General features: G+C 68.3%; 10 protein-coding genes. 1 reads left to right on the plus strand and 9 read right to left on the minus strand.

The window, feature by feature from the left end; genetic code table 11:
* Positions 1–7: 7 nt before the first annotated feature.
* The 6 genes from QMZ25_RS11835 to QMZ25_RS11860 all read right to left on the minus strand — a co-directional run bounded on the left by QMZ25_RS11835 (position 8) and on the right by QMZ25_RS11860 (position 9,456).
* A complete protein-coding gene (locus QMZ25_RS11835) occupies positions 8–1,168 on the minus strand; it encodes an AAA family ATPase (RefSeq protein ID WP_283219678.1) in 1,161 nt (386 codons plus the stop codon).
* Between the two features lie 105 nt (positions 1,169–1,273).
* Positions 1,274–2,344: a sensor domain-containing diguanylate cyclase gene (locus tag QMZ25_RS11840; RefSeq protein ID WP_283219679.1), complete on the minus strand. Its 1,071-nt coding sequence runs from the start codon at positions 2,342–2,344 to the stop codon at positions 1,274–1,276.
* 74 nt (positions 2,345–2,418) lie between these two features.
* A complete protein-coding gene (locus QMZ25_RS11845) occupies positions 2,419–3,141 on the minus strand; it encodes a pseudouridine synthase (protein WP_283219680.1) in 723 nt (240 codons plus the stop codon).
* Positions 3,142–3,175: 34 nt separating this feature from the next.
* Positions 3,176–4,840, minus strand: a complete 1,665-nt coding sequence (locus QMZ25_RS11850) for a GGDEF domain-containing protein (RefSeq protein WP_283219681.1) — start codon at positions 4,838–4,840, stop codon at positions 3,176–3,178.
* A 108-nt stretch (positions 4,841–4,948) separates the two neighbouring features.
* Positions 4,949–7,372: an EAL domain-containing protein gene (locus QMZ25_RS11855; protein WP_197601097.1), complete on the minus strand. Its 2,424-nt coding sequence runs from the start codon at positions 7,370–7,372 to the stop codon at positions 4,949–4,951.
* 149 nt (positions 7,373–7,521) lie between these two features.
* Entirely contained in the window at positions 7,522–9,456 is a 1,935-nt protein-coding gene (locus QMZ25_RS11860) for a DEAD/DEAH box helicase (RefSeq protein WP_164150783.1), read from the minus strand.
* A gap of 267 nt (positions 9,457–9,723) precedes the next feature.
* Here QMZ25_RS11860 and QMZ25_RS11865 point away from each other — a divergent pair, with 267 nt between their 5' ends.
* Positions 9,724–9,945 (plus strand): RNA-binding S4 domain-containing protein, encoded by a 222-nt coding sequence (locus QMZ25_RS11865; RefSeq protein ID WP_014036469.1) that lies wholly within the window; start codon positions 9,724–9,726, stop codon positions 9,943–9,945.
* A gap of 11 nt (positions 9,946–9,956) precedes the next feature.
* Here the strand turns inward: QMZ25_RS11865 and ubiM are convergent, their stop codons facing one another.
* The 3 genes from ubiM to QMZ25_RS11880 all read right to left on the minus strand — a co-directional run.
* Positions 9,957–11,135, minus strand: a complete 1,179-nt coding sequence (gene ubiM / locus QMZ25_RS11870; protein WP_065181159.1) for a 5-demethoxyubiquinol-8 5-hydroxylase UbiM — start codon at positions 11,133–11,135, stop codon at positions 9,957–9,959.
* Between the two features lie 80 nt (positions 11,136–11,215).
* Positions 11,216–11,605, minus strand: coding sequence for an MAPEG family protein (locus tag QMZ25_RS11875; RefSeq protein WP_065181158.1), 390 nt, complete (start codon positions 11,603–11,605; stop codon positions 11,216–11,218).
* Positions 11,606–11,616: 11 nt separating this feature from the next.
* The coding region (locus QMZ25_RS11880) for a DUF4019 domain-containing protein (protein ID WP_283219682.1) at positions 11,617–12,069 on the minus strand (453 nt) is incomplete at its 5' end.

Raw genomic sequence — 12,069 nt, forward strand, 5'->3', positions numbered from 1 at the left:
GGGCACGTCACCGCCGCGGCCAGTGCCATGCCGGCGCGTCCAGCAGGCCCTGCCCGCTCAGCAGCGTGCGGCCGTGTTCCTTGTGCAGATGCACGGAATGGCATGCGGGCGCCTGCTCCAGAGCGGCGATCAGGCGGCTGGCGTGCGACACCACCCACACCTGGCTGCGTGAACTGGCCGCCACGATCAGCCGCGCCAACGCAGGCAGCAGGTCAGGATGCAGGCTGGTTTCCGGTTCGTTGAGCACCATCAGCGGCGGCGGCCGCGGCGTATGCAGGGCAGCAGCCAGCAGCAGGAAACGCAGCGTGCCGTCGGACAGTTCGGCCATCGACAGCGGCCGCAGCAGGCCGGGCTGGTGGAACCGCAGCACCATCCGTCCATCCAGCACCTCGAATCCCACCGAAGCCCCGGGAAAGGCATCGTCCACCGTGCGAGCCAGCGCGACCGGGTCACCGTTTTCCAGGATGGTCACCCACGCTGCGGCCAGATCGCGGCCATCGTGGTGCAGCACCGGGGTACGCGTGGCCATCGCCGACTGCCGTGCCGGGGCATCGGCATCGCTGCGGAAGTGATCGTAGAAGCGCCAGCGCCGGATGTACTCGCGCAGGGCGAAGGTCTCCGGCATGCGCTGCGGATCAGCTGCCTGGGTGAACAGGCTGTCGAACAGCGACAACCGGTCGTCCAGCACATCCCAGCCACGTGCATGGCGCTGCCGCACCATCCCGCCCCGGCGATCCACCAGCTGACTGGCTGTGCGCAGGAAGGAACCGGCCCAGATTGCTTCGGCCTTGATCTGCGGGTCCAGGGCGAATGCCGACAGGCTGGGCGGCGGGTAACCGAGGTCGATGGCGTAGCCGTAGTCATCGGTGGTGAAACCCAGTCTGAGGCCTACCGGCTCCTGTCGCGGCCCTCCCTGCAGCGGAATCTCGCCTGCAGCTACCCGGCGGTCGATCCTGCCGGGCCCTGCCCACAGCGCCGAGCCCAGCCCACCCTCGCGCGCCAGCGCTGAGGCCACCCCGCCCTGGGCGGTTTCAGCCAGCAGGCGCAGCGCCCGATACAGGCTGGACTTGCCGCTGCCGTTGTCGCCGGTGATCACGTTCAGCTGCTGCAACGGCAGCACCAGCGTATGCAGCGAGCGATAATTGGCGACGGCCAGGGTCTGCAGCATGGTGGTCATCCTTGGAAACAAGGCAACCATGGTGACCCGGGGCGTTCGCACCCGCTGCGACCCGGCGCCATGCAGCGATGGGGCCGCCGGTTGCGGACGGCCGGCTCAGTCCGCGAACTCCACGCGGTTGCGTCCGTTGCCCTTGGCCCGGTACAGCGCCGCGTCGGCACGGGCCAGGGTCTGGTCGACACTGTCGCCGGCGCGATGCATGGCCACGCCGATGCTGACCGTAACCGGAAAGCCGAGCGGCAGGTTGCCCACGGCCATACGCAGGAACTCACACTGCACGCCTGCCGCGTGGAGATCCGTGTCCGGCATCACCGCCACGAATTCCTCGCCGCCATATCGCGCCGCCGTTCCGCCGCCGGCGAAATGCGCACGCAGCAATGCCCCCAGTTCGGCCAGCACACGGTCACCGGTCGCATGCCCGTGGAAATCATTGATGTTCTTGAAGTGGTCGATGTCCAGCAATGCCACGCAGACCCGTCGTGGCTGGCCATCGGCGTCGGCGACGGACTCTTCCAGCGCGACCGCCATCGCCCGCCGGTTCGGAAGCCCGGTCAGTGCATCGGTGCGGCTCTGTTCGGCCAGATCCGCGTTCTGTGCCAGCAGCACATCGTGATACTCGGACAACAGGCGTTCGTAGTCGTCGCGTTCCAGCATGTGCTTCTGGATGTCCAGTGCAAAACGGCGCAGCTCCATCACCAGCATCACCTGCCGTGACAGCGCACTGAGTGCCTCGGCCTTGGCCCGTTCCAGATGCTGCGGGCGCACATCGAACACGCACAGCGTCCCCAGCGGCAGTCCGTCGGAGCTGATCAGCGGTGCGCCGGCGTAGAAGCGGATGTGCGGATCGCCCACCACCACCGGATTGTCATGGAAGCGCACGTCCTGCAGTGCGTCCTCGACCACCATCACCTCCTGCGGCTGCAGGATCGCATGGCCGCACATCGATTCACTGCGCAGGTTCTCGGTGGCATCGATGCCCTGGATCGACTTGAACCATTGCCGTTCAACGTCGATCAGCGTGACGGCCGCCATCGACGTGCCGCAGACCGCCTTGGCGATCACCACCAGATCGTCGAACGATCTCTCGCGTTCCGAATCAAGGATGCGATAGCGGTATAGCGCTTCCAGGCGAAGCGCTTCATTGGCGGGCTTGTCGGGCTTGATCATGCAGCGTCATGTTCCGGCAGGTCTCGGCGGAGTCTATCCGATGCGCGGCCGGGCCGACGTCCGACCGCTGTCGTTCACCAGTCCTGCTGCTGCGGCAGCAGGCCGTGCAGTTCCTGCTCGGTCAGGTTGCGCCACTGGCCCGACTTCAGCGCACCGATCTTGATGTTGTCGATGCGGACGCGGCGCAGCTGGGTGACGCGGTAACCGAACTCCGCCGCCATCAGGCGGATCTGCCGGTTCAGGCCCTGCTCCAGGGTGATGCGGAACCCGAATTTGGCGATGCGCGAGGTGCGGCAAGGCAGGGTCATCTGGTTGTGGATGCGCACACCACGGGCCATGCCGCGCAGGAACTCGTCGGTGACCGGCTTGTTCACCGCCACCAGATACTCCTTCTGGTGGCCATTCTCGGCACGCAGGATCTGGTTGACGATGTCGCCATTGCTGGTCATCAGGATCAATCCTTCCGACTCCTTGTCCAGGCGGCCGATCGGGAAGATGCGCTGCTCGTGGCCGACGAAGTCGACGATGTTGCCCTTCACCGAGCTTTCGGTGGTGCAGGTGACGCCGACCGGCTTGTTCAGCGCGATGTAGACGTGGCGGCGCGCCCCCGGCTTGCGTGCGGTACGGGCACGCAGCGGCTGGCCGTCGACCAGCACCTGGTCGCCCTCGCCGACCACGGCACCGGTGCCGGCCGGATGGCCGTTGACGGTGACCCGGCGGGCGGCGATCAGGCGGTCGGCCTCGCGACGGGAGCAGAAGCCGGTATCGGCGATATGTTTGTTGAGTCGGGTGGTCATCGCCCTATTATCCGGCATCGCCGCCCTGTCAGGTTCATGCTGGTGCGGGTGGATCCAGTTCTTCGCCGTCGAACACCCGGTTACGGCCCGCGCGCTTGGCCACGTACATGGCATGGTCGGCCCGGCGCAGCAGCGCGGCCAGGTCGTCCTCGCCCGGCCGCCACTGGGCCAGGCCGATGCTGGCAGTCACCTCCAGCCCCGGCACCTGCAGGGCCTGGCAGGCCTCGGTGATGCGCTGGCGCAGGCGCTCCAGCCGCGCCGCCGCCGCCTCGCGCGGCATGCCCGGCATCAGCAGCAGGAACTCCTCGCCGCCCATCCGCACCACCTGGTCCTGGCTGCGCACGGCGGCCCGCAGCGCACGGGCCACGGCGACCAGTACCTGGTCACCCACCTCATGCCCGTGGCGGTCGTTGATGTCCTTGAACAGATCAATGTCGAGGAAGCCGATCACCATCGGGCCACGCTCACGATCCACCCGTTCCAGATGATGGCCGAGCTCCCGCAGACCGGCGCGGCGGTTGGGCAGCCCGGTCAGGCCGTCGGTCTCGGCCAGCTGGCGCATCTCGTCACGCTGCTGGCGCAGGCGTCCCAGCCGCAGGTTCAGGGCGTAGGCCGCCATCATCAGCAGCCAGGTGATCGCCAGCTGCAGCGCCTCCACCCGGTACTCCAGCAGCCACTCCGCAGCGCAGGCGTCGGCGCCGATCAGCACCAGCATCGGCGCCAGCGCCGCCAATCCAGCCAGTGCCCAGCGGTCGCCACGCCACCGCGCCCCTATCCCCATCAGCAGGGAGACGCCGCAGCCGGCCAGGTAGGTCACCTGCAGCCCCTGCGCGACCCATCCGAGCTGATCCCAGCGCAGCCACGGCACCAGCGCGGCTACGCCCAGCAGGGCGCACAGGACCATCTGCTGGAGCAGGCGTGACTTCGGCCACAACCGGTCGCCACCGTTCAGCCACCACAGGGCAGGCAGCACCAGTGCCTGGCTCGCTGCCGTCAGCGCCAGCAGCCACCAGGCGCCACGCGTGCCGACCGGCAGCCACGGCTCCGGATAGCCGCTGAGGCCTCCGAGGATGGCCTGCCACAGCACCAGCACGCCGGTACCCGCGATGTACACCAGGAAGCTGCGATCACGGGTGGTCAGATAGGCCATCAGCGCCGACAGCGCCAAGGCCAGCGCCACCGCGATGCAGGCCGCGCGGACCAGCAGCCGCGCAGTGTCATTCTGCTGCACCGGGCTGGGTGCGCCGAGCCGTAGCGTCGGTACCCAACGATCCTTCAGCGGCGTCTGCCACGAGACCAGGAATGGCTCGTGACTGCCGGCCGGCGGCACCGCAACCAGGCCCACGCCGGCACGGAAACGCGAGTCGCGGGTACGCGCATCATGCATGTCGCCGCAGATCTCCCGGTCGCCGTGCCGTACCTGGACCTCGCCCGCGAACACATTGAACACATCCAGCGCCTGGGGTTCGCCCGACCAGCCCGCCGGCGGCGCCGGCACCCGCACCTGCTGGCGTGGCCCGGCCAGCATCTGCGCAGTACAGGCGCGATGGGGCGTAGGCTCGGCGGTGGCAACGCCCACCAGCAGGTAGTCGGGACCGTGCATCGCCGCACCGGCCTGCGCAGGCCACGGCATTGCCAACCACACCAGCAGCACGACCAGCACCACCCCAGTTCCGTACTGCCACTGCCTGACGACCACGCCACATCCTGTTCTGCTTACGCCCGCGCCCACTGCGCGTCGCCCCTGGCGTGCATTATCGCAGCCGTCCGTGGCATGCAGGTGTAGACAATCGTCGCGGACCAGCGTTCAGCCTGCGGCCGGCGGGCCCTTCACCGCCTTCAGCCGGACCGGCCGCAGGTCGGTCAGGGTCATCCGCTCCAGCGGCTGCGGCCGCTCGATCGCATAGCCCTGCAGCCCCTGCACACCCAGCCGGGTCAGCGCCCCCGCCACCTCGCTGCTCTCCACCCACTCGGCCACGACCTCCATCTGCAGTTCGCGGCCCAGTTCGGTGATCGCGCGTACGGTCGCGTGACTGACCGGATCGACATCCATGTCGCGCACGAATGCACCGTCGATCTTCAGCATGTCGGCCGGCAGCTGGCGCAGGTACCCGAACGAGGACAGACCCGATCCGAAATCGTCCAGCGCCAGCCGGCAGCCACGCGCCTTCACCGCATCGATGAACGCCCGCGCCTGGCTCAGATTGCTGATCGCGGCCGTCTCGGTGATCTCGAAGCAGAGCTTGGACGCCAGTACGCGGTTGCGCTCCAGCAGGTCGCAGACGAAGGCCAGGAAGCTGGGTTCGGCGATCGACTGTGCGGACACGTTGACGTTGCACAGGCCGAGCTGGCGCACATGCGCCGGGCATACCTGCAGGTGCCGGAACAGCAGGCCGAGCACATGCCGGTCCAATGTCACCGCCATGCCGTAGCGCTCCACGGCCGGCATGAACTGGCCGGGCAGATGCAGCGTGCCGTCGCTGTCGCGCATGCGTACCAGCACCTCGTAGTGCAGATAGCCCGGGTCACCCACCCGGGCGATGCGCTGCGCGTACAGCAGCATGCGATTTTCGGCCATCGCCCGGCTCACGCCCTGCAGGCGCTCGGCCTCCAGCCGCCGTTCGTCCAGCGCCATGCGGTCCTCGTTGAAACAGTGCACGCGGTTGCGACCGGCCTGCTTGGCTGCGTAACAGGCACTGTCGGCTGCGCTCATCAGCCAGTTGACATCGGGTGCCTCCTGGCTGACCTCGACCACGCCGATGCTGCAACTCAGCTGCAGGCTGCCTTCGCTGATCGGGAACGTGGCCTGGCCAAGATTGCGGATCACCCGCTGCAGCACGCGCTTGGCCTCATCCTGGCCCGCATGGGCGAGGAACACCGCGAATTCGTCGGCGCCCAACCGGCCAACCCAGTCGCCCTCGCGCACGGCGGCGACCAGATAGTCGGCGAAACCGCGCAGCATCTGGTCGCCAGCGGCATGGCCGAAGCTGTCATTGACCAGCTTGAAATGGTCCAGGTTGATGTAGCACAACGCATGCGTGCCCCCCTCGCTGCGTACCTGCAGCAGTGCACGCTCGAGCAGGCGCTCGATCTCGCGCCGGTTGATAAGGCCCGTCAGCGGATCGTGGCTGGCGTGGTGTTCGATCTCGCGGGCCAGCGCATGGTTCTGGCTGACATCCTCGACAATCGCGAACACCGACAGCCCGCCACCGGTGTTGCGCACGCCGGTACCGCTCCAGCGCCCCCATACCAGGCTGCCGTCGCGACGGCGGAAGCGCAGCTCGCTCGGCCGCAGCTGCCGCTCCCAGTCGATCCGGCCAACACCGTCGATGACCAGCTCTCCTTCCATCAGCAGGTCACCCAGCGACATCTGCAACAGTGCGTCACGGCGATGGTCGAGGATGTCCGCCATCGCCTGGTTGGCTTCCAGCACCCGGCCGCCGGCATCAAGCTTCAGCATGCCGACATTGGCCTGGTAGAAGGCTGCGCGGAAGCGGCTTTCATGCTCCGTCAGATCCTTGCCGACCCGTCGCGCCAGGGCGACGGCCATCAGGCTGATCGCCAGCACCGACAGGCCGCCGACAACCAGGGTCGCCATCCTTACAGCGGCAGCCATCCGCAGCAGCGCCTGCGAAAACGCCTGCGCCTGCACCTGCAGCCGCCGGTCGAGATCACGGAGCTGCTGCAGGTACCGGTCGCGCGCGGCGACCGGCAGTGGACCGTCGGCATGACGATGCTGCAGTTCATCGACCAGCCGGTGCACGGCCACCAGGTCGCCGTCGGTCGCCCGCCAGAGGGCGGTCGCTTCACGGAAGGCGCCGAGGTCACGGGCGTGACGGAATGAAAAGATCAGCCGCGGCACATCGGCACGCGCGTTGCCGCCCTGCAGGAAGCCCTGTCGGGCACGCTCGATATCCGGTCTCGGCTGCTCCAGCGCCAGGCGTCCCTGCAGGTCCCCCATCGGCACGCGCAGGGCCTGGCGGGCGTCTTCCAGATCGCGGGCATCCCCCCGCGCCAGGTAGCGGCTGAGAGCGGCCGTGGCGTCCTGCTGGCCACGCGACCAGTAGCCCTGGCCGGCGATCCACGCCGTCGAAGCCGCCTGCAGTTCCTGGATCAGCGCCGACAATGCGACCAGCCCGATCGCCATGCCCGTCAACAGCGCAAACCTCAGCCCCAGCCCACGGGACATGGGTACCCGGCGGCTGTGAATGTCCGTGCCACTCCTACCCATCCCGGATCCCCCCGAATGTGCTGCGGTGACAACCTCCCTTCGAACCGGCCCAGCCTATGACCCTGAATGTGTGGGCGGTGCGAAACCGGGGTCCACAAACGAGCAACGCCAGCCCGAGGGCTGGCGTTGTCGATCACGGCAGGTCTGGCTCAGTAGCTGCGCGGGCCGCGCGGCTTGAAGCCATCACGACGCGGCGGACGGCCGTCACGGTCGCCGCCCGGACCACCCGGGCCACCTGGGCCGCCACGACGCGGGCCACCCGGGCCACCCGGACCCCGCTTGTCGAAGCGCGGCTTGAACGGACGCGGTGCCGGATTGATCTCTTCACCGGCAGCCAGTGGACGCATCTGCAGCTGCTGGCCGGACACCCACACCTTCTGCAGGTGGGTCAGCACGTCCTGCGGCATCTGCGCCGGCAGGTCCAGCAGCGAGAAGTCGTCGTGGATGTCGATGCGGCCGATGTAACGGCTTTCCAGGCCAGCTTCGTTGGCGATGGCGCCGACGATGTTCGCCGGCTTCACGCCATGCTGGTGACCGACCGAGATGCGGTAGGTCTCCATGCCCTGCTCCGGCGCACCGCGCGGCGGAACTTCACGGCGCGGACGCTGCTCGAAACCCCCTTCGGCGTCGTCACGGCGGGGACCACGCTCGAAGCGCGGGCCACGTTCGTTGCGGTCGAAGCGATCGCCACGCTCCGGACGGTCGCCCCGGTCGAAGCGCTCGCGCGGCGCACGCTCTTCCCGCGGGGCACGCACCGGCGGCTGCAGCAGGAACGGGGTGTCGCCCTGCAGCATCTTCGCCAGCGCGGCAGCAATTTCGATGGGCGGCACGTTCTGCTCGTTCTCGAAGCGCTCCAGCAGCTGGCGGTAGAAGTCCAGGCCGCCGGCGCCGAGCGTTTCGCTGATGCGCGAGGTGAACTTGTTGATGCGGGTATCGTTGACCGCTTCCACGCTCGGCAGCTGCATCTCTTCGATCGGCTGGCGGGTGGCGCGCTCGATCTGGCGCAGCATGCCCTTCTCGCGCGGGGTCGCGAACAGGATCGCCTCGCCGCTGCGGCCGGCACGACCGGTACGGCCGATGCGGTGCACGTAGCTTTCGGTGTCGTACGGAATGTCGTAGTTCAGCACGTGGCTGATGCGCTCGACGTCCAGGCCGCGGGCGGCAACGTCGGTGGCCACCAGGATGTCCAGCTTGCCTTCCTTCAGCATGGCGATGGTGCGCTCACGCTGGGCCTGCTGCATGTCGCCATTGATGGCGGCAGCGGCCAGGCCCCGGGCCTGCAGCTTGCTGGCCAGTTCTTCGGTACCGGCCTTGGTACGCGCGAAGATGATCATCGCGTCGAACGGCTCGACTTCCAGGATGCGGGTCAGCGCATCCAGCTTGTGCATGCCGCTCACCCACCAGTAGCGCTGGCGGATGTTGGCCGAGGTGGTGGTCTTGGCCGCGATGGTGACCTCGACCGGGTCCTGCAGGTAGGTCTGCGCGATGCGGCGGATCTGCGGCGGCATGGTGGCCGAGAACAGGGCCACCTGGCGCTGCTCCGGCAGCTTCTTCAGCACGGCTTCGACGTCGTCGATGAAGCCCATGCGCAGCATTTCATCGGCTTCGTCCAGCACCAGGGTCTTCAGCTCGGACAGGTCCAGGGTGCTGCGGTCCAGATGGTCGATCACGCGGCCGGGGGTACCGACCACGATGTGCACGCCGCGGCGCAGGGCCGACAGCTGCTGGCCATACGGCTGGCCGCCGTACACCGGCAGCACGCGGAAGCCCGGGATCTTCGACGAATAGGACTGGAACGCTTCGGCGACCTGGATGGCCAGTTCGCGGGTCGGCGCAAGGACCAGCGCCTGGGGCTTGATCTGCTGCAGGTCGATGTTGGACAGTACGGGCAGTGCGAAAGCGGCGGTCTTGCCGGTACCGGTCTGCGCCTGGCCCAGCACGTCGCGGCCTTCCAGCATCGCCGGGATGGTGGCGGCCTGGATCGGCGACGGGGTTTCGTAGCCGATGGCGGTGACCGCCTGCATCACGGGCTCGGACAGGCCGAGCTGCGCGAACTGCAGCTGCGCTTGGGAATCTTGGGACATGGGGAACTCCGAAGACACTGCCGTCTTCCTGGCAGTGCGATAAAAAAGGTGATGGTCCGCGCTTTGGGCGCCCTTCTTATCGCGTGCCCTGGCGCTGCTCGGTCGGAGGAGATTTCACTCGCTCAGAGCGGAATGATACCGCATTGATCCTGAACGAGGCGTACAGCTTTCCCCTTCGCGTGCCGTCAGGCCCCGTGCTGGCGCACAATACGCGCCCTCTTCCCGGCCCGGCCGCTGGCCTGCGCCCCTTCCCAGGAACCCCGCTCCATGCAGATTCTCGAATTCGACCTCGACGGTGACTACGTCGAACTCAAGCAGTTGCTCAAGCTGGCCGACCTGGTCACCAGTGGCGGCGAGGCCAAGATGGTCATCAGCGAGGGCCAGGTGCGGGTCGACGGCGAAGTTGAACTGCGCAAGGCCTGCAAGATCCGCGCAGGCCAGGTGGTCGAATTCGCCGACAGCCAGATCCGGGTGCTGGCGGCCGGCTGATCTGACCCTGTTCAGGCCACGCGCTGGGTCAGGTGCGAGGCGATCAGCTGCCTGAACGGTGCCACGCCCTGGGCGACACGCAGGCCCGCTGCCCGCAGCAGCCGCGCCGGGCGCCGATCATCGGTGTACAGGCTGGCGATCGCATTGGTCGCCTCGTACAGCGGTCGCGCCGCCATCCGATGGCCACGCTGGTAGCCGGCCAGCATGCCGGCCGCGGCGATGTCCGCACCGCGGCGCTGCTGGCCGGCGATGCCCCGCGCCAGGCGCTGGGCACTGGCCAGGCCCAGGTTGAAGCCATGGGCGGTGACCGGGTGCATGCCCACCGCAGCGTCGCCGATCAGCGCCGAGCGCTCGCCTGCGAAATGGTGTGCATAGACACCCACCAACGGATAGGCCTGCGGCGTGGCGACCGGCTGCATGCCCCCCAGCCGATGCTCGAAGAAGCCGCTGACGGCCTCACCGAAGGCTACCTCATCCATCGCCAGCAGATCCTCGATCCGCCGCGGGGGCAGCGTGATCACCGCAGATGCCTGGCCTTCGTTGAGCGGCAGCAGCGCCATCGTACGACCGTAGCCGAACCACTCCCACGCGGTGTGGTGATGGTCGCGTTCGACGCGCATGCGGCACACCAGCATCGACTTGCCGAAGTCGCGCATCTGCGCACCGATGCCGAGCATGCGCCGGGTTGCGGAGAAACGGCTGTCCGCGGCCACCAGCAACCGCGCGTGCAGCCTGCTGCCATCATCCAGCGTGACCACATGGCCCTGCGCATCGGCCTGCACGCCCTGCACCTTGCGCCCGTCGAACAGTTCCAGGCCGTCCTGGCGCTGCACCGCGTCCCACGCCGCACGGCGGATCAGATGATTGGGCACCAGCCAACCCAGCGGCTGACCATCGACCTGGCTGCTGGCGAAGGTCAGTGCGAACGGCGAGCCGCCGTTCATCACCTTGGCATCGCGCAGTTCGGAAATCTCGGCCTCCGGCAGCCGTGCCCACAGCCCCAGCTGCTCCAGGCTCTGCCGCGACGCGTGGGTCAGCGCGATCTCGCGGCCGTCGAACGCCGCTTCGGCGAGCGCCTGGCGTGGCTGCGCTTCGATCAGCCCGATCTGCAGCCCGCTGCCAGCCAGCGCACGTGCGAAGCACAGTCCTGCCGGCCCCGCGCCAACCACCACCACGTCCATCCTGCGCATGCGCGCCTCCCACCATCGATCCAGTCGCAGCCAGCATAGCGCCGCGCAGCTGACCGGCCTTGATCTGGATCAGGCCCGGCTCACAGCAGTGCGAACACCAGCGCCAGGATCGACAGCAGCGACACCAGCCACACCAGGCTGCGCACGTAGGGCACACCCGCGGCGTACAGCGGCAGGTAGACCACCCGTGCCCAGAAGTACGCCTGCGCGGCCAGTACCGTGGTGTCGCTGCTGCGACCGGCCACCACCACCGCGATCGCGGCGGCGGCGAAGAACGGGAACGTCTCAAGGAAGTTGGACTGGGCCCGTTGCAGCCGCCCTGCCAGCGGGCTGAGTGGCCGGCCCTGTTCGTCGCGTGCCGACGCGTTCCACTTCATGCCCCGCTCGCGGGTCACCACCGTGGAGGTGGCGAAGATGTAGACAAACCCCAGCAGCGTCGACCACGCCAGCAGTGTCAGTTCGGCCGCCATGCTGTTCTCCTTCAGGGCCCGGGTGCGCGCAGGCTGTAACCGGCCAGGCGCCAGACCTGGTCCTCATCGAAGCGGAACGAGACCAGTTCGCGCACGGGCTGCGCACTGTTGGCGAAGCGGGTCGGGAAGCTGACATTGATGTACAGGCCTTCGGGTACGGCGGCGCCGGCCGCGTACTTCACCCGGGTAATGGACGGTTGGCCGCGACCACTCAAGGCACCCAGGCGGGTGCGGTCGGCGGTCAGCTGGCTGATGAAGGCCGGCTTGGTCACCGCGCGCCGCGCTACGGCTGATGCGCCATCCCACAACTCGCCCGCGCGGTTGGCGTCGACCATCTGCGCGGCCCTCAGTGCGGCCGCCCCCATCTCCGCGTCCTGCTTCTGCACCTGCGCCTGCTGTGCCGGGCTGAGGGCCGGTGCGGGCGGCCGTGCCGCTGTCGCCGGTGGCGCGGCGGCCGGCGCACT

Source organism: Stenotrophomonas sp. RS-48 (assembly GCF_030053245.1).
GTDB lineage: Bacteria > Pseudomonadota > Gammaproteobacteria > Xanthomonadales > Xanthomonadaceae > Stenotrophomonas > Stenotrophomonas maltophilia_P.